This window comes from Streptomyces sp. NPDC005492 (genome assembly GCF_040605995.1).
Classification (GTDB): domain Bacteria; phylum Actinomycetota; class Actinomycetes; order Streptomycetales; family Streptomycetaceae; genus Streptomyces.
Genome location: NZ_JBEXDX010000023.1, coordinates 112,839 through 136,026 on the forward strand (window position 1 = coordinate 112,839; position 23,188 = coordinate 136,026).

A 23,188-nucleotide genomic window follows, 5' to 3' on the forward strand; every position below is an offset into this window, starting at 1 on the left:
GCGAGTGGGTAACTCGCTCGTCTGAGCTTAACCGGTGGGTAACGAGCGCGCCAGCCCCCGAGTTTGTGATGTAGGTCCCGGGCTCCCGGCGACCCCCTTAGGCTCGGCGTCATGGACGAAGAGTTGCGATCGCTCACGGAGCGCTTACGGCAGGAGTCGGGTGGGACGGCGCTCTACGAGCGGCTCGTGGCGACCGAAGACCTCGACGAACTGGCGGATGTGCTCACGGCCGTGGGACAGCCGCTCTGGGCCCGGGAGTTGGCCGCGTTCCGGCTCGGCCTCGCGGGTGACCGGCGGGCCTTCGAGTCCCTCGTTCTGTTCCTCAATCACCGTGAGCCGCCGCGCTGCGCCTCCGCCGCGTACGCCCTGGCCCGCCTCGACGACCCCCGCACCGCCCGCGCGGCAGCCGCCCTCGCCACCAACGAACTCCGCGTCGCCTACGCCCTGCACCCCGTCCGGCTGCTGGCCGACCTGCGCGCCCCCGAGTCCGTCCCTGCCCTCATCACCACCCTGGAGCGACGCCTGCGCCCCCACGACCCGTACCGCCGCGTGGCCCTCGCCTGCGTGGACGGTCTCGGCGAACTCGGCGACGCCCGCGCCCGACCGGTCCTGAACGACGCCCTCGCCCACCCGACGCTCGCGGAGGCCGCGGTGCGTGCGCTGGGCCGGATTCCACGGCAGCGCTGAGACGCCCGACTCCCGCCCTCAGCGCGGGAGTTCCCTGACGTACCGCATCTCGGGAACCGCCACCCCCTCCACCTCGTACGGCTCCTCGGCGCCGTCCGCGTGGAAGCCCGCCCGCTCGTAGAAGCGGCGGGCCCGGGCATTGCCCCGGACGACCCACAGGTAGACCCGTTCGTGGCCGAGGGCCGCGCACTGCCGTAGGGCCTCCCGCATCAGGGCCCGGCCGACGCCGGTGCCCAGGTGCTCGGGGTCGAGGTAGATGGCGTACAACTCGGCGTCCTCGGTGCGGAGTTCGCCGTCCCGGTAGGGTCCGAACCGCGGCCCAGCCGACGATCTCCTCGCCCCGTGCGGCGACGAGGTTCACGACGCTGCCGTCGCCTCACCCGAAGCGGGCCCGGCGGCGCTCGGCGTCGGCCTTCGCACTGAGGGCGTCGAGGAAAGGCTGCGGCATGAGACCCCGATACGCGAACCGCCGGCCGAGGACACGGATCTCGGAGACGCGGTCGCAGTCGGCGAGGGCCATCGGGCGGATCCGCGGGGGCTCGTCGTCGTCCATGGCGGCACCCCAGGGAGTCGTGGCCCCGCTCGGCGCCCGATTATTCGCCGACGACCGCGAACGCCTCGATCTCCATCAGGAACTCCGGCCGGACCAGCGCGGCCACCTGCACGGCGGACGCGGCGGGCAGTCGGTCGTCGGGTATGTGGGTGGCGCGGGCCGCGCGGATCGCCGGCATGTGGGCCATGTCCGTGACGAAGAAGGTCAGTTTGACCACGTGGTCGAACGTGGAGCCGGCGGCGGCCAGGCAGCGGCGGAGGTTCTCGAAGACCTGGCGGGCCTGGGCCGCCGCGTCGCCCTCGCCGACGAGCCTGCCGTCCTCGTCCAGGGCGAGCTGGCCGGAGATCGCGACGAAGCGGCCGGTGCCCATGACGACATGGGTGTAGGCCGCGGCGGGGGAGACGCCGTCGGGGGCGGGAATCCTGGTCAGCTCACTCATGCGTCCATGGTGGACCATGGGTCTGACAACGGGGATTCCCGCCCCGAGAGGCCGTCGGGCCGTGCTCAGCCGCGGAAGCCCAGCAGCCCGTGCAGGGTCGAACCGTGTGCCGTGCTCGTCGCCGCCTTCGCCGTGGTCAGCGGTTTCGGGTCGGGCACCTTCTGGCACACCGCGTCGACCTCGCCGCCGCCGCGCGGCACCTTGCCGTTGGTCAGATACGTCGCCAGGTACTTGTCCAGGCAGGCGTTCCCGCTCAGCGTGATGCCGTGGTTCCCGCCGCCCTGCTCGACCACGAAGCTCGAGTCGGCCAGGAGTCGGTGGACCGTGGCGCCGCCCTCGTACGGGGTCGCCGCGTCGTTCGTCGCCTGGAAGAGCAGCACCGGCGGCAGCTTGCCGTTGGCGATGTTGATCGGATGCTCGGACTCGGTCGGCCAGAAGGCGCACGGCGCGTTGTACCAGGCGTTGTTCCAGACCATGAACGGCGCCTTCTCGTAGGCCGCCCAGTTGTCCTTGCGCCACTGGTTCCAGTCGCGCGGCCAGGCAGCGTCACGGCACTGCACCGACGCGTAGACGCTGTAGCCGTTGTCCCCGGAGGCGTCGATCGCCGCGAAGTTGTCGTACGCCTCGACCAGCGGATCGGCGTTCCTGTCGTTCACGTACGCCGCGAACGCCTCGGCGAGATAGGGCCAGTAACCGTTGTAGTAACCGCCGGGGATAAAGGTGTCCTCCAGCTCGGAGGCCCCCACCTTGCCGCCCGCCGGCTTCTTGGCCAGTGCCGCCCGCATCGCGTACCACTTGGCCTCGATCCTCGCCGGGTCGGTGCCGAGCTTGTACGTGGAGTCGTACTTGGCGATCCACGCCATGAGCGCCTTCTGGCGGGCGTCGAAGGCGTAGTCCTGCCCGAGGTTGTCGTCGTACCAGACGCCGGTGGGATCGACGATGGAGTCCAGGACCAGGCGGCGTACGCGCTCCGGGTAGAGCTTGGCGTACACGGCGCCCAGGTAGGTGCCGTAGGAGTAACCGAAGTAGTTGATCTTCTGCGCGCCCAGTGCCTGCCGGATCGAGTCCATGTCCCGCACGGCACTGATGGTGTCGATGTACGGCAGCACGCTCGCGTACTTCTTGCCGCAGGCGGCCGCGAAGGACTTCGCGCGGGTGAGGTTGGCCTTCTCCAGCGCCGGGGTGCTCGGTACCGAGTCGGGGCGGACCGGGTCGAAGTGACCGGGCACGCAGTCGAGGGCGGGGGTGCTCTTGCCGACCCCGCGGGGGTCGAAGCCGATGACGTCGTACTGGGAGGCCACCGCCTTGGGCAGCGAGGACGCGACGAAGCCCGCGAGGGTCAGCCCGCTGCCGCCGGGGCCGCCGGGGTTGACCAACAGCGGGCCCTGGTACGTCTTCGCGGTGTGCGGGACCCGGGACAGGGCGAGCGTGATCTGCTTGCCGTGCGGGTTCGCGTGGTCGAGCGGCACCTTGACGCTCGCGCACTGGAGCGTCGGATAGTCGGTGGTGGCGCAGGCCTTCCAGGTGAGCTTCGCGGCCTGCACGGTGGTCGCGGCGGGGTGCGCGGTGCTCGCGTCGGCGGGGAGGGCGGTGACCGTCCCGGCCACGACGACGGCGGCACCGCACAGTACGGCTGCGCGTTTTCTCATGAGGTCCTCCCAGGACGGAGGGGCAGCGGGCCGTGAGTCCACGGTCCACGCGGCATCGTCCCGGAAAGGGCGCCCGGAAGAACGCGTTCTGACAATAGTTGACCCGATTGGGCCGCCGGATGCGCTCTAACGCGCTCCGAACGATCCCGAATCGCTCTCAGATCAGCGAAAGTTGCGTCGGTTCGGTCATCGAGGCTTCGGCAGGTTCCGCCGGCTCGGGGATCCGGCGCGGCATGCCCGCACGCGCGGGACCGATGCCGTACTCCTGCGCCAGGTCGTGGACCTGACGGGTGATCCGGCGCTGGTACCACTTGGGGGCGTACGAGCCCTCCGCGTACAGCCGCTCGTACCGGCGCACCAGATGCGGGTGGTGCTGCCCGAGCCAGGCCATGAACCACTCGCGGGCACCGGGCCGCAGATGCAGCACCAGAGGAGTCACGGAGGTGGCCCCGGAGGCCGCTATCGCCCTTACGGTGGCGCGCAGTTGGGCCGGGTGGTCGCTCAGGAAGGGGATTACCGGGGCCATCAGGACCCCGACGCCGATGCCGTGCTCGGTCAGCGTCCGTACGACGTCCAGGCGCCGCTCCGGGGAGGGCGTGCCGGGCTCCACCGTGCGCCACAGCGCGGGGTCCGTGAAGCCGACCGAGACGGAGATGCCGACGTCGGTGACCTCGGAGGCCTGCACCAGGAGGTCCAGGTCGCGCAGGATCAGCGTGCCCTTCGTCAGGATCGAGAAGGGGTTCGCGTGGTCGCGCAGGGCGCCGAGGATGCCCGGCATCAGCCGGTAGCGGCCTTCCGCGCGCTGATAGCAGTCGACGTTCGTGCCCATCGCTATGTGGTCACCGAGCCAGCGGCGGGAGCCGAGCTGGCGGCGCAGCAGATCCGGGGCGTTCACCTTGACCACGATCTGCGAGTCGAAGCCGAGGCCGGTGTCGAGGTCGAGGTAGCTGTGGGTCTTGCGGGCGAAGCAGTACACGCACGCGTGCGAGCAGCCCCGGTAGGGGTTGACCGTCCACTCGAAGGGCATGCGGGAGGCTCCCGGCACCCGATTGATGATCGAACGGGCCCGCACCTCGTGGAAGGTGATCCCGCGGAACTCTGGCGTGTCGAAGGTACGGGTGGTCACCGCGTCCGCGCCGAACAGCGCGACGTCGGCCGTCCGGCTGTGGCCGTCGGACTCCACTGTGAGGTTTTCCCAGCGCATGACGCCTCCTCGGTAGTCCTGCCCCCAGAGTGAAACACTTGTTCGAATTACTGTGCAAGTGCTGTTTCTGATCGCTTCGGACGTCTTGGGGCACCCCGATTTGGGCGACCGAGTGCGGGGGTGGTTGGCTTGCCCCCACCCCGAGAACGCAAGTCCTGGAGGAACCGATGGCGCAGGTCGAGGCGACTACCGAGCGGGTCGTCGCAGCCGACGCGGAGGCTGTCTTCGACGCCCTCGCCGACTACAGCGGCACGCGCGCGAAGCTGCTGCCCGAGCAGTTCAGCGAGTACGAGGTGCGCGAGGGCGGCGACGGCGAGGGCACCCTCGTCCACTGGCGGCTCCAGGCCACCAGCAAGCGCGTCCGTGACTGCCTCCTGGAGGTCAGCGAGCCGACCGACGGCGAACTGGTCGAGAAGGACCGCAACTCCACCATGGTCACCACCTGGCGGGTCACCCCGGCCGGCGAGGGCAAGTCCCGCGTCGTCGTGACCAGCACCTGGAACGGCGCCGGCGGCATCGGCGGCTTCTTCGAGCGGACCTTCGCCCCCAAGGGCCTCGGCCGCATCTACGACCTGGTGCTCGACAGGCTCGCCACCGAAGTCGAGAAGTAGACCACCGAGGGCTCGAAGAGCCACCAAGGGTCAAAGGGTGGCTCCCCAGGGCGTGTTGACGCCCTCGCACGCCCCTCACCGGTTCGAGTGGATCTCCGTTCGAGCCGGGCGTACGCCGTAACTCGTCACGTCTGCCCGCAGTTGTCGCCGAAAGCGGGAATTGTGCGGCAGGCGCGACGAGGGGAGCGGTACGTGGGCGGGACGACTCTGGTGCAGGACGAACGGCCCCCGGCGCCCCCGGAGACACCCGTCCCCGCACCCGTCGAGAAGGCCGAACTGACCCCGCGCCGTGTGCGGTTGGTCTTCCTCGGGCTGATGCTCGCGCTGCTGCTCGCCGCCCTCGACCAGATGATCGTCGCCACCGCGCTCCCGAAGATCGTCGGCGAACTGCACGGCCTGGAGAAGATGTCCTGGGCGATCACCGCCTACCTCCTCACCTCCACGGTCGGACTGCCGGTCTACGGCAAACTCGGCGACCTCCTCGGCCGCAAGAGCGTGTTCCAGTTCGCGATCGGCGTCTTCGTGATCGGCTCCGCGCTCGCGGGCCGCGCCCAGTCCATGGACCAGCTCATCGCCTTCCGCGCGGTGCAGGGCATCGGCGCCGGCGGCCTCATGATCGGTGTGCAGGCGATCATCGCGGACATCGTGCCGCCCCGGCAGCGCGGCCGCTTCATGGGTCTGATCGGTGCCACCTTCGGACTCGCCTCCGTCGCCGGGCCGTTGCTCGGCGGGTACTTCACCGACCACCTCTCCTGGAGGTGGTGCTTCTATGTCAACGTGCCGTTCGGCGTGGTGACTCTGGCCGTGGTGACCGTCGTACTGAAACTGCCGAAGCCCACCGCCAAGGCGCGGCTCGACATTCTCGGCGCGCTGCTGCTCGCCGCCGCGTCAACCTGCCTGGTGCTGCTGACCAGTTGGGGCGGGACCGAGTACGCCTGGGGTTCGCGCGTCATCCTCGGCCTCGGCGCGGGAGCGGTGGCCACCGCGGTCCTCTTCGTCGTCGCCGAGCACGTCGCGCCCGAACCCCTCATCCCGCTACGGCTGTTCAAGGACGCCGTCTTCAACGTCACCGCCCTGGTGGGCCTGGTGATCGGGGTCGCGCTGTTCGGGGCCGCCAGTTATCTGCCGACCTTCCTGCAAATGGTCGACGGGGCGAGCGCCACCGAGTCCGGACTGCTGATGCTGCCCATGATGGGCGGCATCGTCGGTGCCTCCATCATCTCCGGGCAACTCATCAGCCACACCGGCCGGTACAAGATCTACCCCGTCCTCGGCAGCGCCCTCGCCGCCCTCGGCATGTGGCTGCTGTCCCGGCTCGAAGTCGATACGCCCCGGCTGCAGTACAGCCTCTGGATGGCCGTCCTGGGCGCCGGCATCGGCATGGTGATGCCCGTCCTCGTCCTCGCCGTGCAGAACTCCGTACGGCCCGCCGACCTCGGTACCGCCACCAGCGCCAACAACTACTTCCGGCAGATCGGCGGCAGCGTCGGCGCCGCGATCTTCGGCACCCTGTTCGCCGACCGGCTCACCGACGCACTGCGCGACCGTCTCCCCACGCGCGCGGGCGCCGGCCTCCCCGACCCCCAGTCCATCACCCCGCAGCTCGTCCACGCGCTGCCCCCGGCACTGCGCGACAGCTACATCCGGGCCTACGCCGACGCCATGCCGCGGATCTTCCTCTACCTGGTGCCGGTGCTCGCCCTCGGCCTGCTGATCGCCTTCTTCCTCAAGGAGACCCCCCTGTTGAACAGCGCAGCGTCCCACAACGCCCCCGCCGAGACGACCGAGGCCGCGCCCCTCAACTCCCCGATCCCGCAGGCGCGTTCGCCGTATGCGGCCGGAATCCCGGTCTGCGGCACCGTGCAGCATCCCGACGGGACCGTGGTGCCCCGCGCGGCGCTCACCCTCATCGACGTCTCCGGACAGCAGATCGGGCGCGGCGCCAGCGGCGGAGACGGGCGCTATGCGCTGTCGACGCCCGGCTCCGGGTCCTACGTTCTGATCGCGGCGGCGGGCGGGCACCAGCCGCAGGCCGTTTCCGTGACCGTGGGGGAGCGGCCCGTCGAACTCGACGTCGTCCTCGGCGGCGCCGGACGCCTCGCCGGGAGCGTGCTCACCGCCGACGGCACCCCGGTGCGCGAGGCCGCCGTGACACTCACCAACGTGCACGGCGAGGTCGTGGCCAGCACCCGCAGCGGGCGCGAAGGCGGCTATGTCATCAGCGAGTTGGTGGCCGGCGAGTACACCCTCGCCGCCAGCGCGCCCGCGTTCCGCCCCGCCGCGCTCCCCGTCAGCGTGCAGGCGTCCCGCGAGACCAGGCAGGACGTCGAACTCGCCGGCGGCGCCGTGCTGCGCGGCACCGTCAGGGCGAGCGGCGGGCGGCCCGTCGAGGACGCGCGCGTGACGCTCCTCGACGCGGCGGGCAACGTCGTGGACACCCTCACCACCGGACCCGAGGGAACCTTCCGGTTCATCGACCTGTCCTCCGGCGAGTACACGGTGATCGCCGCCGGCTACCCGCCCGTGGCCACCGTGCTCCAAGTGGCGGGCGGGGGACGCACCGAGCGGGACCTCCAGCTCGGCCACGAGGACTGAGCCCCGGGTCAGGGGGGCGCGACGGCGCACGCCGGTGCGATTGGATGGAACCAATTCCAGGAATGCCACACATCGCGACCGGCTGCCCCCGTAGCGTGGTGGACGGCGGCACAGATCTTGCGTAGCCGTGGGGAGAGAGGGCCTGGGCCATGGACCGTGGCACCGAGCGGGAGGCAGCTCCCGGCCGCGGGGCCGGGTACGACGTGGTGGCGGAGCACACCGCGGCCGGTCGTGTTCCGCTGGCCGTGGTCCTGGTCGACCGCGGCGGCCTCGTCTCGCACTGGAGCCGTGGCGCCCGGCGGCTGTTCGGCGCCACCAAGGACGAGGCGATCGGCCAGCCCGCCCTCGACCTGCTCCCCGTCTCCGGAGCCCTGCCCGAGGACGAGGGGACCGACCCCTACGACGCGTTCGCGGCCTACGACGGCCTCGGCCCCGACCTGGAATCCTCCCTCGACTCGGGCCTGTCCTACCCGGCCGCAGGACGCGCCCGCCTCACCGTGCCCGAGAGGGACCGCGTCGACGTTCTGTGGTGGGCGTATCCGCTCGTCGGCCCCGGCCGTGAGCGGCTGCTCGTGCTCGCCGCCGACGCGGGCGCCCTGCGCCAGGACGCCGACGACGCCTTCGAGGACGGCGCCTTCGAGCGCATAGCGCCCGGCTTCGCCCTGCACACCGACTTCCCCGGCGCCGACGAACTCGCCCGCAGGCTCCCCGAGATCCTGCCCAGCATGAGCGTCGGCGACAGCGCCCGCATCGTCTCGCAGGTCCTCGAACTGGGCTACCCCGTCCTGGAGTTCAGCCAGAACGAGCGGGTGCCGGTGACCCCCGACTGGGGTGTGGCCCGGCGCGCCGAGCGCAAGGCGCGCCGCGAGCGGGCCGCCCTCGCGGTCGCCGAGGGACTGCCGCTGCCGCAGACGGTCCTCGACGACGAGGGCGAGGACCTCGAATACGTCGCCGTCCGCGAGCGCCTGGAGTTCCTCAACGAGGTCAGCGGCCGTATCGGCACCTCGCTCGACCTCGCCACCACCATCGTCGAAGTCAGCCGGGCCGTCGTCCCCCGTTTCACCGACGTCGCCGGCACCTATCTGCGCGAACAGGTCGTCGCCGGCGAGGGGTTCCCGGACGGGGTGCCGGACACCACCACCATGTGGCACCGGGTCGCCCTCGAACACACCGACGAACCCGGCCGCTGGGACGACGTCGTACCGGTCGGCGAGGCCATGCCGTTCCCGGCGCACACGCCGTTCTTCCAGTGCATGACCACCGGCGAGCCCGTCCTCGTGCCGCGCATCAGCGAGCAGATGGGGCACATGATCGCCTCGCAGTTCGAGAAGCGCGACATCCGGCCGCTGATCACCGGCCGCTCCATGCTGGTCGTCCCGCTCAAGGCGCGCAATGTCGTCCTCGGCTTCATGATCCTGCTGCGCCACCCGGAGCGTGTCGAGTTCAACGACATGGACCGTGTCACCGGCGCCGAACTCGCCGCCCGCGCGGGCCTCGTGCTCGACAACGCGCGCATGTACACCTACCAGGAGAGTGTCGCCGAGACCCTCCAGGACAGCATGCTGCCGCACATCCCGCCGCGCATGGCGGGCTGCGACATCGCCACCCGGTATCTGCCGGGCACCCTGCTCGGACGTGTCGGCGGCGACTGGTTCGACTCGGTGAAACTGCCCGGCGCCCGCACCGCGCTCGTCGTCGGCGACGTCATGGGCCACGGCCTCAACTCCGCCGCCATGATGGGCCAGTTGCGCACCGCCGTGCAGACCATGGCCACCATGGACCTTCCGCCGGCCCAACTCCTGCGCAACCTTGACGACTTGGCGCAGCGGCTCGGCGACACCTATCTCGCGACCTGCCTCTACGTCGTCTACGACCCGATCGCCGGCGAACTCCACCTCGCCAACGCGGGCCACATCCCGCCGGTGATCGTGCGCGCCGGCAACGGCCGCAGCGAGCTGCTCGACCTGCCCACGGGTGCGCCCATCGGCGTCGGCGGGGTGCCCTTCGAGGCGGTACGCGTGCGCGTGGACCCCGGCGATCGGCTCGTGATGTGCACCGACGGTCTGGTGGAGGTGCGCGGCGAGGACATCGGCGTAGGCCTCGCGACGCTGAGCGAGTCGGCCGCGCATCCGGCCGCGTCCATGGACGACGCCTGCGACACGATCATCCGCTCCCTGGGAACCCGCGGCGGCCGCAAGGACGACGTCGCCCTCCTGATGGCCCGCCTCAACGGCATCGAGCCGGCCGACGTCGCCGAATGGCGGCTCGCCCTCGACCCGGCCGAGGCCCGCCGGGCCCGCGCGGTGGTCCGCGAACAGCTCCACACCTGGGGCCTCGACCGACTCGCCGACACCGCAGCCCTGTTGGCCGGCGAACTGGTCACCAACGCCGTACGGCACTCCCGCGGCCACCGGGCCGAACTGCGCCTGGTGCGCGGCGACACGCTCCTGTGCGAGGTGGACGACGACGATCCCACCCTGCCGACCCTGCTCAGCACCGGCCCCGACGACGAGTCCGGGCGCGGACTGCACGTCGTGGGCATGCTCGCCCGCGAGTGGGGCGCCAGCCGTACGACCGCGGGCAAGACCGTCTGGTTCGAACTCACCCTGCCCCGCCGCTGAAGCGCAGGCGACAAAGGGGGCGCACGAGGCGCACATCGGCGTACACGCGCCGAATGAGCGGTGAAGGAATGCGCCGTGTGCTTGTGAGCGGGACCCCGGCGCGATAGACCGTACTGGCCCGTCACTTAAGGCGGAACGGCCTCGCAACCTGGGGAGTTGGGCATGAGCGTGACCAGTCGGTACCGGGAGGCCTGGGAGGGTTTCTGGCGCGAGGCGCCCGAGGAGCAGGGGGCCGTCTTCTGGGACGCGGCGCCGGCCCAGACGGTGGGACTCCATCTCGCCCTGTTCGAACCGAAGTTGCGCGACCCCGGCCTTCAGATGGTCGACCTCGGCTGCGGCAACGGCACCCAGACCCGTTTCCTCGCCGACCGGTTCACCCATGTCGTCGGCGCCGACCTGTCCGCGGCGGCCGTCGAGCACGCCCGGCACGCCGACCCGGCGGGGCAGGCGACCTACCGGCTGCTGGACGCCGCCGACAAGACCGAGGTCGAGTCGCTGCACGCCGAATTCGGCGACGCCAACGTCTATATGCGGGGGGTGCTGCACCAGGTCGACCCCGACGACCGGCAGCCGCTGGTGGACGGGATCGCCACGCTCGTCGGGGAGCGCGGCCATGTCTTCCTCGTCGAACTCTCCGAGGCCGCCCGCCCGATCCTGGGCGGCCTGGCCCAGGACCCCGAGGGGCCGCCCGCGAAGCTCGCCCCGATCCTCCGCCACGGCATCGTCCCCGGCGAGGTGTCCGACGACCAGGTGCCCGAACTCCTCCGCACGGCCGGCCTCACCGTCCTCGCGAGCGGTGAACTGCCCCTGATCACCACCGAGTTCAGGGCCGACGGCGCCCGCATCGAGCTGCCGTCGAAGTGGCACATCGCGGGCCGTACGGTGTGAGACGACAGGCATGGGACGACAGGGGGAGGCAGGGCGGCTCACCGCCTCCCCCCGCCCGTACTAACCGAACTGGTGCTTGAGGAACGAGCCGGACCACGCCATCAGGTCCGCGGGCACGTAGTACCCCTTCTCGTCGTTGATCGCGTCCCAGTTCTTCGCCACGTCCTCGACGGAGGCATCGCCCCCCTCGTGGGCGTACCCCTCCGTCGAGGCCAGGAAGATCCGCGCGAAGCGGCCCGCGCCGGCCGTGTAGATCTCCCCACTGACCGGGCAGTTCTCGTGCGCGAGGTAGGCCACCATCGGCGCCACCGCCGACGAGGGCATGTAGGGCATGCCCTCCACCGACTCAGCGGGTTCCTCCTCCGGTCCGCCGCCCATCCTGGTCATCGCGGCCGGCGCGATCAGATTGACCTTGATGTTGTGCGGCTCGCCGGCCAGCTTCGCGCTGCGCGCCATGCCGACCGTGCCCGCCTTCGCGGCGGCGTAGGACAGGTTGTTGTCCATGCCGAACATGCCGCTGGAGGTGGTCAGGACGACCCGGCCGTAGCCCTGCTCCACGAAGTGCGGCCAGGCGGCCCGCATCGTGTTGAAGGAACCGAGGAGGTGGACGGCCAAGTGCCGTTCCAGGTTGTCGAGTTCGATCTCCGGAAGGCCCGCGTACCGGATGATGCCCGCGTTGTTGACGAGGACGTCGATCCGGCCGAAGCTCCGCAGCGCGGTGTCGACGATGGCCTCGCCGCCCGCCCGCGTGGACACGTCGTGGGTGTCGGCCACGGCCCGGCCGCCCGCCGCGACGATCCCGTCGACGACCTTCTGCGCGGGTCCGGCGTCGGAGCCCTCGCCCTCCATCGACCCGCCCAGGTCGTTGACGACGACCCGCGCCCCGCGTTCCGCCAGCAGGCGGGCGTAGGCGCGGCCGAGGCCACGGCCCGCGCCGGTGACGACGGCGACACGTCCTTCGAAGCCGAACTCGCTCATGGATGACTCCAGTTGTGTGCGGGTGGAAGCGGTGGCCGCTACCAGGTGACCGGCAGCGATTGAATGCCGTAGGCGAGCGCGTCGTCCCGGCGGAACTGCAACTCGCTGAAGTCGACCGCGAGTTGGAGCGTCGGGATGCGCCGGTAGAGCGTGCCGTAGACGACCTGGAGCTCGATGCGGGCTAGCTGCTGGCCGAGGCACTGGTGGATGCCCCAGGCGAAGGCGTGGTGGTGCCGGGCCTCGCGGGTGATGTCGAACTTCTCCGGTTCGGGGAAGGCCGCCGGGTCCCAGTTGCCGGCCGGCAGCGCGGCGATGATGCCCTCGCCGGCCTTGATGGTGACGCCCTCGATCTCGATGTCCTCGGCGGCGATCCGCCGCTGGCCGAGCGCCGGGATCGTGGTGTAGCGCAGAATCTCCTCGACCGCGTTGGCGACGACCTTCGGGTCGTCCGTCTCGCGCAGGAGCTTGAGTTGGTCGGGGTTCTGCAGCAGCAGCGCGGTGCCCATGGTGATCATGCTGGCGCTGGTCTCGTGACCGGCGATCAGCAGGATCATGCAGAGCAACGTGGCATCGGGGAGGGTGAGTTCGCCCGCCTTGATCCGCGCGCCGAAGTCCGAGATGACGTCCTCGGTGGGCTCCTCCATCTTGGCCGTGAGCATCTTGGCCAGATAGCCGCCCAGCTTCGCGTTGGCCTCCCGGTCCTCCTCGGCGGTCTTGTCGCTCCGGGTCGCGAAGGAGGCCCACTCCTGGAAGAACTCGTGCTCCTCGTACGGCACTCCGAGCAGTGCGCAGATCATCATCGAGGGCAGCGGCAGCGACAGCGCGGTGACCAGGTCGACCGGCTTCGGGCCCGCGAGCATGTCGTCGATCAGCTCGTCGGTGAAGCGCTGGATCTCCGGCCGCAGCTTCTCCATGCGGTTGCGCGTGAACGGAGCCGTCATCATGCGCCGGATCCGCGTGTGGTCGGCGCCGTCGGCGTTGAAGATGGTCAGCGGGTGGTGCTGGACGTTCTCCGCCATCGCCTGGTTCGGCAGCGGGAACCCGGGCTGCTTGTCGTTCGAGCTCACCCGCGGGTCGGACAGGATCGCGCGCTGCGCGGCGTGCCCGGTCACCAGCCACGGGGTGGAGCCGTCCCAGATGCGGCCCCGGGACACCGGTGCCTTGTCGTTCAGCGCGCGCAGCCCGGCCGGCGGCGCGAACGGGCAGGTGCGGTCGCGCGCGCCCGGGTAGTCGAAGATCTCCGCGTCGGGGGCGGCGAGATCCGTCTCGGCCTCGGACATGGTCGTTCCTCCAGATGAGGGTGGGGTGGGGGGAGTGAAGGGAGGGGTACCGGTGGTCATTCCTCGATACGGATCGCGAGCGCGGGGCACACCGCCGCCGCGTTCCGTACGTCGTCGGCCAGTTCGGCCGGCGGGTTCTCGTCCAGCAGGATGACGATGCCGTCCTCGTCACGCTGGTCGAACACGTCCATCGCGGCGGCGACGCACTGTCCGGCGGCGACGCACTTGTCCTCTTCGACGACAACCTTCATGACAACTCTCCTGATCGTTCAGTGGGCCGGGGAGGAGACGGGGGTGGGGGAGGGGACCGCGTCGACGATCTCCTGACGGCGCTGCCTGGCCTGCTTGGGCATGTTCCAGCCGAGGATCCCGGTGACCCGGCCGCCGCTGCGGTAGCGCACGACGAACCGGCGGGCCGCCAACTCGCCGTCCACGACGTCCACTTCGGCATCGGCCGGCAGGAAGCCGTGCACCTGGAGCTTGGCGTCGAACTGGTCGGTCCAGAAGTACGGCACCGGCGCGTAGGGCCGGTCCTCCCCGAGGATCGCGCCCGCGACCGCCATGGCCTGCTCGGTGGCGTTGGTCCGGTTCTCCAGCCGGATCAGCCGGCCGAGCCGCTCGTGGTGCCAGCGGGCCACGTCACCGACGGCGTAGATCCCCGGCGCGGCCTGGCAACGCGCGTCGCACACCACGCCGTTGTCGAGTTCGAGCCCGCTGCCGTCCAGCCACTCCGTCGCCGGGGCCGCTCCGATCGCGACCACGACGACGTCGGCGGGCAGTATCTCGCCGGTGCTCAACTCCACGCCGCGGACCCGGCCCTGGTCGCCGAGCAGTCCCACCACGCCGTTGCCGAGGCGCAGTCGCACCCCCCGTTCGGTGTGCAGCTCCGCCAGCAGCCCCGACACCAGCGGGCCCACCTGGAGGGCCAGCGGTCCCGTCAGCGGGCCCGCCAGGGTGACGTCCAGGCCCAACGTCCGTGCGGTGGCGGCGATCTCGGAGCCGAGGACCCCTTCGCCGACGACCACCAGCCGTGACCCGGCGAGCAGATCCGTCCGCAGGGCGAGCGCGTCGTCGAGGGTGCGCAGCACATGCACACCGGTCAACTCCCCTTGCCCGGCCAGCACTCGGGGCCGTACCCCGGTGGCGATCACGATCGCGTCGGCGCTCAGCTCGCGCCCGGACTCGGTGCGCACGGTCCGGGTCGCCGCGTTCAGCGCGACCGCCGGGTCGCCGAGCACGAACTCGGTGTCCAGGCCGGACAGCATCTCCTCGCTGCGCAGGGCGGCCCGGCCCGGTTCCCAGTCGCCGGAGAGGATCTGCTTGGACAGCGGCGGACGGTCGTACGGGGCGTGCGGCTCGGCGCCGAGCACCGTGATCCGGCCCGTGTACCCCTTGCGCCGGAGGGCCTCCACCGTGGTCAGGCCGGACGCGGAGGCGCCCACCACCAGCACGTGGGCCACGGCCCCGGTGTCGTCCTCGATGCTCATGTGCACTCCGTTGCAGCGTCGTTGCGATGTTCCGTGCGGGCTTACGCGAGGTAGCGTCCGCCGTTGGTGCTGAGGGTCTGGCCGGTGACGTAGGAGGCCTCTTCGGAGGCGAGGTAGGCCACGGCGTAGGCCACGTCCTCCGGGGTGCCGGCCCGCTTCATCGGCATATGGGCGGCGGCCGTCTCGATGTCGACCGGACCTTCGCGGACCAGGGGGGTGTCGATGAAGCCCGGCGGGACGTGGTTCACGGTGATGCCCTTGTCGACGTACTCCATCGCGAGTGTCCGGGTGAGGCCGATGACGCCGCCCTTGGAGGCCGCGTAGTGGGCCATGGAGGGGGCCCCGGTCTGTGCCGAGGAGGACGAGATGTTGACGATCCGGCCCCAGCCCGCCGCGAGCATGTCGGGCACGAGTTCCCTGGTGACCAGGAAGGGACCCTTGAGATTGACGTTGATGATGCGGTCCCAGGACGCCTCGGAGATGCTCGTGAACGGCTCGTAGGCGGTGATGCCCGCGTTGTTGACGAGGATGGTGACCGGGCCGAGCTCCTCGCGGGTACGGGCGGCGGCGGCCGCCACGGCGCCGGCCTCGGCAGCGTCGCCGGGGACGGCGATCGCCGTACCGCCGGCCTCCTGGATGGCCGCCGCGGTCTTCTCGGCGCCCTCGCTGTTCAGGTCCCACACCGCGACCGCGGCTCCCCTGGCCGCGAGCACCTTCGCGATCGCCTGGCCGATGCCGCGTCCGCCGCCGGTGACGACCGCGACCTTTCCCTGCAGTGACATGTGCGCTCCTTCGCGCTCGTACGCGGTGCCGCTACGACGGGACACCGCTCCGGCTATTCGCCCAGGGCCTCGCGGACCGCGGTGCGGGCCCCCACGGCCCGGGGGAAGCCGGTGTACCCGGCGGCGTGATAGATGACCTCGGCCAGCTCGTCCCTGGTCACTCCGTTGGTGAGGGCGACGCGGGCATGGGTCTTGATCTCGGTCTCGGCGCCGAGCGCGATCAGGATGCCGAGGGTGACCAGGCTGCGGTCGCGCGGGGCCAGGCCCTCGCGGCCCCACAGCGCGCCCCACACGGTGCTCAGGCCGATCTCGACGAGATCCTCGCCGAGCAGGCCGTCCCGCATGTCGAGCTCACCCTCCGCGGGAACCACCCCGGGCAGCGCGGCTCGTAGGGCTTTTACGCCCGCGGCGCGCAGATCGGTGGTTTCCTTGACGTCTTCGGCGCTCATGCGCGACTCCCGGTCCATGCGATTGCATTCGTCCCAACCCGAAAGTTAGATCAAACGGTCGGTACAATCAATGCCTGCCGGGTAATGGCTGGGACGAGCTCTCCGCGCTCTCCGGTCCCCGCCATTGCTCGACCCCGGGCCCTCATCTACTCTCGGTCTGAATATTCGACCGACTGGTCGAACTATCAAACCAGGCTCACTGGGAGCCGCAGCCCCAGTCACCTTGGAGGGCACATGAGCGCATCTTCGAAACCGGCGGTCCAGGACCGGGTCGACGTCCTCGTCATCGGGGCCGGCGTCACCGGCATCTACCAGCTCTACGCCGCCCGCGAGGCCGGGTTCTCGGTGCGGCTCCTGGAGGCCGGCGGCGGTGTGGGCGGCACCTGGTACTGGAACCGCTACCCCGAGGCGCGCTTCGACTCCGAGAGCTACACCTACGGCTACCTCTTCTCGAAGGAGCTGTGGGAGGAGTGGGAGTGGTCGGAGCGGTTCGCCGGCCAGCCCGAGATCGAGCGCTACTTCAACCACGTCGTCGACAAGTTCGACCTGCGGCGCGACATCCGTACCGGCGTCAAGGTGACCTCGGCCGTCTTCGACGAGCCCTCCGGCACCTGGACCGTCCGGGGCAGCGACGGCACCGAGGTCCGGGCCCGCTATGTCGTCGCGGCCACCGGCAACCTCTCGGTGCCGTTCATCCCCGCCGTCCCCGGACGCGAGGACTTCCGCGGCGAGCAGCATCACACCGCGCGCTGGCCGAAGACCCCGATCGACTTCACCGGCAAGCGGGTGGCCCAGATCGGCACCGGCTCCAGCGGGGTGCAGATCATCTCCGCGATCGCGGACGACGTAGCACAGCTGACGGTGTATCAGAAGGACGCGGACTGGCTCACGCCGCTCAACAACGGGCCCATCACGCCCGAGGAGCAGGCCGAGCTGAAGGCCAACTTCGAGTCCATCCGGGAGACGCTGGACACCTCGCCGAGCGGGTTCCTGCACCAGATCGTCATGCGCTCCGGACTCGACGACAGCCCGGAGGACCGCCAGGCGTTCTACGAGGAGCGGTGGAACGGCCCGGGCTTCACCAAGCTGACCGAGCACTACATGGACATGCTGTCGAACGAGACCGTCAACGCGGAGTGGTGCGCGTTCCTGGCCGACAAGATCCGCAGCATCGTCAAGGACCCGGAGACGGCGGACAAACTGATCCCCAAGGCCCATGGCTACGGCGGCCGTCGGCCCCCCTTCGGCACCGGCTACTACGAGACGTACAACAAGCCGAACGTCTCCCTGGTCGACATCAACACCACGCCGATCACCCGCATCACCGAGGACGGCATCGAAACCGCCGACGGTGTCGAGGAGTTCGACATCATCATCTGGGCCACCGGCTACGACTTCGGCACCGGCGCCCTCAACAGGCTTGGTGTGCAAGGACGTCAGGGGCTCTCGCTGAAGGAGTACTGGGCCGAGGGCCCGCGTACCTACCTCGGCACCGTGACGGCCGGCTTCCCCAACTTCTTCTTCCCCGGCGGCCCGCACGGCGCCACGGGCAACAACCCGCGCTACGCCGGCGACCAGGTGGACTTCGTCGTCGACGCCATCGTCCACACCCGGGACAGCGGCTACGACGTCATCGAGGTGACCGAGGCCGCCGAGCAGGAGTGGACGGACACCATGAACAACAGCACGATGTCCTCCTTCCTGGAGAGCAGCTACTTCTCCGGCGGCAACATCCCCGGCAAGCCGGTCAAGCAGCTCCTCAACCCGACCGGCCGATGGGCGCTCCAGGAGGCGATCGCCGCCGTCAAGCGGGAGGAGTTCCCGACCTTCGTCCTGTCCAAGGCCGAGACACCTGATGTCTGAACGCCTGGGTGCCTGAACGGCCGGACGCCCGTGCCGCCCCGGACGTGGGCGGCACGGGCGTCCGGGTCTCCGCGCCCTACGGCACGAGGGTCGTGACGCGCTGCTGGAAGAGCCACCGGCCCTCGTGCAGGCGCAGCACGTCGTCGTAGCGGCCGGTCATCTGGACGCTCCAGCCGGTCTCGCCGCGCGCGAAGAACGCCAGGTTGCTGGTGGCCGTGACCTCGTCCTCGGTCGCCGAGGTGATCACGGTGTTGCCGAGCATGTGCAACTGCGGCTGCTCGGGCGAGAAGCCGCCGAAGCCCTGCCGGATGGCCTCCCGTCCCTCGAACTTGGCCATGCCGACGATCTCGGCGGTGCCGTCGGGGGTGAACAGGTCGGCGATGGCCTCGGTCCGGCCGGAGTCCAGGGCCTGGGCGTAGGCGGCGACGGCGCTCTGCACGGCGGCGGTGACGGACGGGTCGATCGTGGTGGTCATGTCACTCCAAGGTCGGGAAGGCTGAGGAACGCCCAAGTGGGCTGAGGGTGAAGGCCGTTACGCCTGGTACGTCGTCTTCCTGCGGTGCAGCAGCCAGGCGCCGTTCTCGCGGCGCAGGGTGTCGTCATAGTGCCCGACCACGCCCACCGCCCAGCCCGCCTCGCCGCGCTGGAGAAAGACCACGTCACTCAGGGCGTGCGCGGTGTCCTCGCCCGTGGACGTCACCACGGTGTTGGTCACCAGGTGGAGCTGGGGCAGCGCCGGGGCCCACCCCTTGAAGGCCTCGCGGAGCGCGTCGTGCCCCTCGATCGGGTCCATGCCCGGCACCTCCAGGACACCGTCGGGCGTGTAGGTCGCGACGACGTCGTCGGTGCGGCCGGCGTCCTGGGCCTGGGTGTGCGCGCCGAGCACGGCCCGTACGCCCGCCACGACCCACGCCTGTGTGGATTCGCTCATTCTTCGCTCCAAGGTCGGGTGTTTCGACCACCCAGTCTATTGATGAGTCGAAGATAAAGGGAGGGGTGCGCGTCGGATTCGTTGACCGATCGGTACAATTACAAATAACATGCGGGCGGCCGGTCAACGGGGACTTGTCGCCGAAGGAGGCGTGAACATGACGAAGCGTTGGAAGCAGCGTCCGCCGGGCTCAACGTGGGGCGATTGGGGCGAGGACGACGAACTGGGTCGTATCAACCTGCTCACTCCCGAGAAGGTCCTCCAGGGGGTCCGCGAGGTCGAGGCCGGGGTCAGCTTCAGCCTGAGCCTGCCCCTCGACTATCCCGGTGGGTCCGCGCTGAACCAGCGGCGGTACCCGCCGATCCTCAGGCCCACCGAGGACCTGGCCCACAAGCAGGACGTCTTCTACAACGTCGTCGCCCGCGAGCAGATCGACCCACAGTTGATCGACGTGTGGTCCGACGACGTGGTCACCCTCTGGCTGCAGTACTCCACCCAGTGGGACTCCCTCGCCCACCAGGGCGCCGAGTTCGACGCGGACGGCGACGGGGTCGCGGAGGCCGTCTACTACAACGGGTTCCGCAAGGACGTCGACATCGTCGGACCGCAGGAGGACGCCAAGGGGGACGGCAGCGGAAGCATCAGCTTCGCCCGCAACCTCGGTCTGGAGAAGATGGCGGAGCACGGTGTCCAGGGGCGCGGTGTCCTCATCGACATCGCCCACCACCTCGGCACCGACTACCAGCCGGTCGGCTTCAAGCAGTTGCAGGACATCATGACCGCGGACAACGTGGTCGTGGAGCCCGGCGACATGGTCCTGCTGCACACCGGTTTCGCCACCCAGGTCATTGCCTGGGAGAAGAACCCGGACCCGGTGGCGATCCACCAGACCGCCGCCTACCTCGACGCGGACGACCCGGAGATCCTGAACTGGATCACCGAGTCCCAGATGTCGGCGCTGATCTCCGACAACTACGCGGTCGAGGGCGTGGCCACCACCAAGGCCCAGGGCCCGCACACGCTGCTGCCGATCCACCACCTGTGCCTGTTCAAACTGGGCGTCCCCCTGGGCGAGTTGTGGTACCTCCACGACCTGGCGGCCTGGCTGCGTGAGCACCACCGCAGCCGCTTCCTGCTCACCGCGCCCCCGCTCAACCTGCCCGGCACACAGGGCAGTCCGCTCACACCGGTCGCGACCGTCTGAGAGCGCTACGACGGGAAGGGCCCCCGGAATCCCCGGGGGCCCTTCCCGTCGTAGCCTCGTCACACCGCCGCGATCTTCCGCAGCGTCTCCGCGATCGTGTCCCGCGAGGGCAGCCAGACGCGCTCCAACGAGGGTGCGTACGGCGCCGGGACGGACGGCGGGGCCACCCGGGTGACCGGCGCGTCCAGGTGCCAGAAGCCCTCGTCGACGGCCATCGCGGAGAGTTCCGCGCCGACACCGAAGTCCCGTACCGCCTCGTGCGCGATGACCAGGCGGTTGGTCTTGGCGAGCGAGGCGAGGACGGTCTCGCGGTCCAGCGGGGCGATGGTGCGCAGGTCGATCACCTCGACGCTGATGCCCTCCCCGGCGAGCAACTCCGCGGCCGCCAGGCCGTCCTGGACCATCCGCGACCAGGAGACCAGGGTGATGTCGGTGCCCTCGCGGACCACCTTCGCCTTGCCGAGCGGGATCAGATGGTCGGCCGGCGGCTTCGGGCCCTTGAGGCCGTACTGGAGCCGGTTCTCCACGAAGACCACCGGGTTGGGGTCCTGGATGGCCGCGCGCAGCAGGCCGTAGGTGTCGGCGGGGTTGGACGGCATCACCACCGTCAGCCCGGGGATGTGCGCGAGCAGTGCCTCCAGGCTCTGCGAGTGCTGGCTGCCCGAGGAGCGGCCCGCGCCGAACTGGGTGCGCACGACCAGCGGCAGGGAGGCCCGGCCGCCGGTCATGAAGCGCAGTTTGGCGGCCTGGTTGAGGAGCATGTCGAGGCAGACCCCGATGAAGTCCATGTACATGATCTCGACCACCGGCTTCATGCCGGCCATGGCCGCGCCCACCGCCGTACCGACGACGGCGCTCTCGCTGATCGGTGTGTCCCGCACCCGGCCGGGGAAGGCCTGCGCCAGCCCCCGCGTGAGACCGAAGACGTTGCCGCCCGCGCCGACGTCGATCCCGGCGACGAACACGCTGGGATCGGCGGCCAGTTCATGCTCCAGAGCCAGTCGTACGGCGTCCATGGACCGGAAGATCTCGGCGTCGGCCGGGAGCGGCGCGGGCTCGGGGACGGGGAGGCGGGGCGCGGAGACGTAGTCGTGCAGGGTCTCCGGGGCCGGTTCCGGCAGGCTCCTCGCCCAGTCGACCGCCGCCTCGATCTCCTTGTCGATCTCCTCGTCCACGGCATCGGCCGCCGCCGCGTCCAACCGGCGGCGGGCCACCAGCAGCGGGTCGCGTTCCTTGGCGGCTGCGACCTCCTCGGGGGAGCGGTAGCGCTCGGGGTCGCCCTCGTAGTGGCCGTGCCAGCGGTAGGTCTCGGCCTCCACGAGCACCGGGCCGCCGCCCGCGCGCAGCCGCGCCACCACCCCGGTCATCGTCTGCGCGACCGCCAACACGTCGTTGCCGTCGACGTGTTGGTAGCCGATGCCGTATCCGGCGGCGCGCGCGGAGAGCGGGGCGCGGTGCTGTTCGGAGGCGGGGGAGAACTCGGAGTAGTGGTTGTTCTCGCAGAGGAACACGACCGGCAGATCCCATACGGCGGCCAGGTTCACCGCCTCGTGGAACATGCCCTGGGCCACCGCCCCGTCGCCGAAGAACGCCACCACCACGTCACCGGCCGCTCGCAGTTTCGCGGCGGTCGCGACCCCGGCGGCGATCGGGAGGCCGGCGCCGACGATGCCGTTGGCGCCGTAGATCCCGAGGCCGGGGTCCGCGATGTGCATCGAGCCGCCGCGGCCGTGGCAGGTGCCCGCCTCCTTGCCCATCAGTTCGGCCATCATCGACGCCGAGTCCAGGCCCTTGGCCAGGACATGGCCGTGGCCGCGGTGGGTGGAGGTGATGCCGTCCCGTGCGCCCAGCGGCCAGCAGGCGCCGACGGCGCTGGCCTCCTGACCGATCGACAGATGCAGGAAGCCGGGGATCTCCGTCGCCTTGTACAACTCGGACGCCCGCTCCTCGAAGCGCCGGATGCGGCGCATCCGGCGGTACATCTCCAGGAGCTGGTCCGGCTGTGCGGAGCCGGTGCCGGTGTGATGCGATGCCTGAGTCATGCGGTCCTCGCTTTAATGTACCGTTTGGTCTAGCAAACTAGAGCGACGTCCCCGGAGCCGCTTCCCCCAGGCGTGCCGCAGCGTGGCGCCTGTGCGGATCCGGGAAGCACGCACGTCGTCACAGCCAGGGGAGAGAACACATGCCACGACCGCCGGGTCATGGGCCGGGCTTCGAAGTCAGACGCCAGAAGATCATCGACACCGCGGCGTCCCTGTTCGCGCAACAGGGCTACGCGGCGACCTCCATCAACGACCTGGGCCGCGCGGTCGGGCTCGCCAAGGGTGCCCTGTACTACTACATCGGCTCCAAGGAGAACCTGCTCATCGAGATCCAGTCGCGGGTGCTCGGGCCGCTGCTGGCCCGCGCCAAGGAGATCGCGGCCCTCGACGAGGCCCCGCTGCTGCGGCTGCGGTTGCTCTCCGAGTCGCTGCTGACGATCATCTTCCGCAGGCTCGACCACATCTGGGTCTACGAGCACGACTACCGCAGCCTCGGCGGCGACGAGCTGGCGACGGTGCTGCGGCAGCGCTCCGACTTCGAGCGGCTGATCACCGGTCTGCTCACCGAGGCCGTCGAGGAGGGGAGCTTCCGCGCGGTCGAACCGCACCTGGCCACCCTGGAGTTCCTCAACCTGCACAACCACACCTACCAATGGGTGCGGCCGGACGGCAGTTGGGACGCCGCGTACCTGTCCGGCGAGTACTGCTCGACGCTCTTCCGCGGTTTCGCCGCGTCCGAGGGCGCCCTGCCGGACGTCGAGGCGCTGGCCGCCGACTTCAAGCGGGCCCGGCCCGAACTGCCCCTCGACCCAGAGGAGTTGTGGAAGGAAGCCGTCTCCGTGGCGAGCTGACCGGACCGGTACCGGCCTCGCGAGACGGGAGCGCAGTCGCGCACCCTGGCCAGCAGGTCGGCCGCCGCGACATC

Annotated in this window: 20 protein-coding genes and 1 pseudogene; 8 read left to right on the plus strand and 13 right to left on the minus strand. The window is 70.4% G+C overall.

Going from position 1 to position 23,188, the window contains the following annotated elements; all coding sequences use genetic code 11:
- Positions 1-111 precede the first annotated feature (111 nt).
- Entirely contained in the window at positions 112-687 is a 576-nt protein-coding gene (locus ABZT04_RS27980) for an adenylosuccinate lyase (RefSeq protein WP_356059743.1), read from the plus strand.
- Between the two features lie 18 nt (positions 688-705).
- Here the strand turns inward: ABZT04_RS27980 and ABZT04_RS27985 are convergent.
- From ABZT04_RS27985 to ABZT04_RS28000, 4 genes and pseudogenes are all read right to left on the minus strand, one after another.
- Positions 706-1,240, minus strand: a pseudogene (locus ABZT04_RS27985) (GNAT family N-acetyltransferase).
- Between the two features lie 40 nt (positions 1,241-1,280).
- Positions 1,281-1,679 carry a RidA family protein gene (locus tag ABZT04_RS27990; protein WP_356059744.1) on the minus strand — a complete coding sequence of 133 codons (399 nt, stop codon included), beginning with the start codon at positions 1,677-1,679 and terminating at the stop codon, positions 1,281-1,283.
- 65 nt (positions 1,680-1,744) lie between these two features.
- Positions 1,745-3,328 (minus strand): alpha/beta hydrolase, encoded by a 1,584-nt coding sequence (locus ABZT04_RS27995; RefSeq protein ID WP_356059745.1) that lies wholly within the window; start codon positions 3,326-3,328, stop codon positions 1,745-1,747.
- Between the two features lie 157 nt (positions 3,329-3,485).
- Positions 3,486-4,532 (minus strand): Rv2578c family radical SAM protein, encoded by a 1,047-nt coding sequence (locus tag ABZT04_RS28000; RefSeq protein WP_356059746.1) that lies wholly within the window; start codon positions 4,530-4,532, stop codon positions 3,486-3,488.
- Positions 4,533-4,699: 167 nt separating this feature from the next.
- Between ABZT04_RS28000 and ABZT04_RS28005 the strand changes: the two genes are divergently transcribed.
- From ABZT04_RS28005 to ABZT04_RS28020, 4 genes are all read left to right on the plus strand, one after another.
- On the plus strand, positions 4,700-5,143 hold the full coding sequence (locus ABZT04_RS28005) for an SRPBCC family protein (protein ID WP_356059747.1): 444 nt from the start codon (positions 4,700-4,702) through the stop codon (positions 5,141-5,143).
- 192 nt (positions 5,144-5,335) lie between these two features.
- Positions 5,336-7,738, plus strand: coding sequence for an MFS transporter (locus ABZT04_RS28010; RefSeq protein ID WP_356059748.1), 2,403 nt, complete (start codon positions 5,336-5,338; stop codon positions 7,736-7,738).
- 149 nt (positions 7,739-7,887) lie between these two features.
- Entirely contained in the window at positions 7,888-10,359 is a 2,472-nt protein-coding gene (locus ABZT04_RS28015) for a SpoIIE family protein phosphatase (RefSeq protein WP_356059749.1), read from the plus strand.
- 162 nt (positions 10,360-10,521) lie between these two features.
- Positions 10,522-11,247: a class I SAM-dependent methyltransferase gene (locus ABZT04_RS28020; RefSeq protein WP_356059750.1), complete on the plus strand. Its 726-nt coding sequence runs from the start codon at positions 10,522-10,524 to the stop codon at positions 11,245-11,247.
- A gap of 60 nt (positions 11,248-11,307) precedes the next feature.
- Here ABZT04_RS28020 and ABZT04_RS28025 read toward each other — a convergent pair whose 3' ends face one another.
- From ABZT04_RS28025 to ABZT04_RS28050, 6 genes are read right to left on the minus strand one after another with little or no spacing between them, the layout of a single operon-like run.
- Entirely contained in the window at positions 11,308-12,225 is a 918-nt protein-coding gene (locus ABZT04_RS28025; protein ID WP_356059751.1) for an SDR family NAD(P)-dependent oxidoreductase, read from the minus strand.
- A gap of 38 nt (positions 12,226-12,263) precedes the next feature.
- Positions 12,264-13,505: a cytochrome P450 gene (locus ABZT04_RS28030; protein ID WP_356059752.1), complete on the minus strand. Its 1,242-nt coding sequence runs from the start codon at positions 13,503-13,505 to the stop codon at positions 12,264-12,266.
- Positions 13,506-13,561: 56 nt separating this feature from the next.
- Positions 13,562-13,756: a ferredoxin gene (locus ABZT04_RS28035; RefSeq protein WP_355906788.1), complete on the minus strand. Its 195-nt coding sequence runs from the start codon at positions 13,754-13,756 to the stop codon at positions 13,562-13,564.
- Between the two features lie 18 nt (positions 13,757-13,774).
- On the minus strand, positions 13,775-14,992 hold the full coding sequence (locus ABZT04_RS28040) for an FAD-dependent oxidoreductase (RefSeq protein WP_356059753.1): 1,218 nt from the start codon (positions 14,990-14,992) through the stop codon (positions 13,775-13,777).
- Positions 14,993-15,033: 41 nt separating this feature from the next.
- On the minus strand, positions 15,034-15,774 hold the full coding sequence (locus tag ABZT04_RS28045; RefSeq protein WP_356059754.1) for an SDR family NAD(P)-dependent oxidoreductase: 741 nt from the start codon (positions 15,772-15,774) through the stop codon (positions 15,034-15,036).
- 53 nt (positions 15,775-15,827) lie between these two features.
- Positions 15,828-16,223: a carboxymuconolactone decarboxylase family protein gene (locus ABZT04_RS28050; protein ID WP_356059755.1), complete on the minus strand. Its 396-nt coding sequence runs from the start codon at positions 16,221-16,223 to the stop codon at positions 15,828-15,830.
- A gap of 234 nt (positions 16,224-16,457) precedes the next feature.
- Between ABZT04_RS28050 and ABZT04_RS28055 the strand changes: the two genes are divergently transcribed.
- On the plus strand, positions 16,458-18,086 hold the full coding sequence (locus ABZT04_RS28055) for an NAD(P)/FAD-dependent oxidoreductase (protein ID WP_356059756.1): 1,629 nt from the start codon (positions 16,458-16,460) through the stop codon (positions 18,084-18,086).
- Positions 18,087-18,162: 76 nt separating this feature from the next.
- Here the strand turns inward: ABZT04_RS28055 and ABZT04_RS28060 are convergent, their stop codons facing one another.
- Both ABZT04_RS28060 and ABZT04_RS28065 read right to left on the minus strand, forming a co-directional pair.
- Entirely contained in the window at positions 18,163-18,561 is a 399-nt protein-coding gene (locus ABZT04_RS28060; RefSeq protein WP_356059757.1) for a nuclear transport factor 2 family protein, read from the minus strand.
- A 57-nt stretch (positions 18,562-18,618) separates the two neighbouring features.
- Positions 18,619-19,017, minus strand: a complete 399-nt coding sequence (locus tag ABZT04_RS28065; protein ID WP_356059758.1) for a nuclear transport factor 2 family protein — start codon at positions 19,015-19,017, stop codon at positions 18,619-18,621.
- Positions 19,018-19,174: 157 nt separating this feature from the next.
- On the opposite strand from ABZT04_RS28065, the gene ABZT04_RS28070 reads away from it, so the two are divergent.
- Positions 19,175-20,221: a cyclase family protein gene (locus ABZT04_RS28070; RefSeq protein ID WP_356059759.1), complete on the plus strand. Its 1,047-nt coding sequence runs from the start codon at positions 19,175-19,177 to the stop codon at positions 20,219-20,221.
- Positions 20,222-20,280: 59 nt separating this feature from the next.
- On the opposite strand, the gene ABZT04_RS28075 is transcribed toward ABZT04_RS28070, so the two are convergent.
- Entirely contained in the window at positions 20,281-22,263 is a 1,983-nt protein-coding gene (locus ABZT04_RS28075) for a dehydrogenase E1 component subunit alpha/beta (RefSeq protein WP_356059760.1), read from the minus strand.
- A gap of 140 nt (positions 22,264-22,403) precedes the next feature.
- On the opposite strand from ABZT04_RS28075, the gene ABZT04_RS28080 reads away from it, so the two are divergent.
- Positions 22,404-23,114 (plus strand): TetR/AcrR family transcriptional regulator, encoded by a 711-nt coding sequence (locus ABZT04_RS28080; protein ID WP_356059761.1) that lies wholly within the window; start codon positions 22,404-22,406, stop codon positions 23,112-23,114.
- The last annotated feature ends 74 nt before the right edge of the window (positions 23,115-23,188 follow it).

Excerpts from the sequence above, each read along its gene's own strand:
- ABZT04_RS28050 (WP_356059755.1), bottom strand. The coding sequence starts at position 16,223 with ATGAGCGCCGAAGACGTCAAGGAAACCACCGATCTGCGCGCCGCGGGC.
- ABZT04_RS28020 (WP_356059750.1), top strand. The coding sequence starts at position 10,522 with ATGAGCGTGACCAGTCGGTACCGGGAGGCCTGGGAGGGTTTCTGGCGC.
- ABZT04_RS28000 (WP_356059746.1), bottom strand. The coding sequence starts at position 4,532 with ATGCGCTGGGAAAACCTCACAGTGGAGTCCGACGGCCACAGCCGGACG.
- ABZT04_RS28015 (WP_356059749.1), top strand. The coding sequence starts at position 7,888 with ATGGACCGTGGCACCGAGCGGGAGGCAGCTCCCGGCCGCGGGGCCGGG.
- ABZT04_RS28005 (WP_356059747.1), top strand. The coding sequence starts at position 4,700 with ATGGCGCAGGTCGAGGCGACTACCGAGCGGGTCGTCGCAGCCGACGCG.
- ABZT04_RS28040 (WP_356059753.1), bottom strand. The coding sequence starts at position 14,992 with ATGAGCATCGAGGACGACACCGGGGCCGTGGCCCACGTGCTGGTGGTG.
- ABZT04_RS27995 (WP_356059745.1), bottom strand. The coding sequence starts at position 3,328 with ATGAGAAAACGCGCAGCCGTACTGTGCGGTGCCGCCGTCGTCGTGGCC.
- ABZT04_RS28055 (WP_356059756.1), top strand. The coding sequence starts at position 16,458 with ATGAGCGCATCTTCGAAACCGGCGGTCCAGGACCGGGTCGACGTCCTC.
- ABZT04_RS27980 (WP_356059743.1), top strand. The coding sequence starts at position 112 with ATGGACGAAGAGTTGCGATCGCTCACGGAGCGCTTACGGCAGGAGTCG.
- ABZT04_RS28025 (WP_356059751.1), bottom strand. The coding sequence starts at position 12,225 with ATGAGCGAGTTCGGCTTCGAAGGACGTGTCGCCGTCGTCACCGGCGCG.
- ABZT04_RS28080 (WP_356059761.1), top strand. The coding sequence starts at position 22,404 with ATGCCACGACCGCCGGGTCATGGGCCGGGCTTCGAAGTCAGACGCCAG.
- ABZT04_RS28070 (WP_356059759.1), top strand. The coding sequence starts at position 19,175 with ATGACGAAGCGTTGGAAGCAGCGTCCGCCGGGCTCAACGTGGGGCGAT.
- ABZT04_RS28030 (WP_356059752.1), bottom strand. The coding sequence starts at position 13,505 with ATGTCCGAGGCCGAGACGGATCTCGCCGCCCCCGACGCGGAGATCTTC.
- ABZT04_RS28075 (WP_356059760.1), bottom strand. The coding sequence starts at position 22,263 with ATGACTCAGGCATCGCATCACACCGGCACCGGCTCCGCACAGCCGGAC.
- ABZT04_RS28065 (WP_356059758.1), bottom strand. The coding sequence starts at position 19,017 with ATGAGCGAATCCACACAGGCGTGGGTCGTGGCGGGCGTACGGGCCGTG.
- ABZT04_RS28035 (WP_355906788.1), bottom strand. The coding sequence starts at position 13,756 with ATGAAGGTTGTCGTCGAAGAGGACAAGTGCGTCGCCGCCGGACAGTGC.
- ABZT04_RS28045 (WP_356059754.1), bottom strand. The coding sequence starts at position 15,774 with ATGTCACTGCAGGGAAAGGTCGCGGTCGTCACCGGCGGCGGACGCGGC.
- ABZT04_RS27990 (WP_356059744.1), bottom strand. The coding sequence starts at position 1,679 with ATGAGTGAGCTGACCAGGATTCCCGCCCCCGACGGCGTCTCCCCCGCC.
- ABZT04_RS28060 (WP_356059757.1), bottom strand. The coding sequence starts at position 18,561 with ATGACCACCACGATCGACCCGTCCGTCACCGCCGCCGTGCAGAGCGCC.